Origin of the sequence: Psychrobacter proteolyticus, assembly GCF_038155145.1 — a bacterium.
GTDB lineage: Bacteria > Pseudomonadota > Gammaproteobacteria > Pseudomonadales > Moraxellaceae > Psychrobacter > Psychrobacter proteolyticus_B.
This window is the reverse complement of the sequence record NZ_JBAKAY010000142.1, coordinates 1-219: the sequence shown is the minus strand read 5'-3', so window position 1 is coordinate 219 and position 219 is coordinate 1. Positions and strand designations below refer to the sequence as shown.

Genomic DNA, 219 nt, shown 5'->3' with positions numbered 1-219 from the left:
CGCCTATTGACCAGTCAGGTTGAACCTTGTCATCAGAGCGGCAGAGTAGAAGCATGTTCATGATATGTAAGGGCTTCGGTGACGTTGTAGAAAAGTCAGGGTCAGCTTTTTCTACACTGAGCGCACCTTTATTGAGAACAGCTTCATCAATAGAATCCTTATCTAGCTGACTATCTTTCGGTAACAGGTGCAATGTGCGATATGGTGAAAAATTGTCAT

Annotated in this window: 1 protein-coding gene; it reads right to left on the bottom strand. The window is 43.4% G+C overall.

The window, feature by feature from the left end:
- On the bottom strand, window positions 1-219 hold a 219-nt coding region (locus V6252_RS13285; protein ID WP_341610753.1), incomplete at both ends, for a hypothetical protein.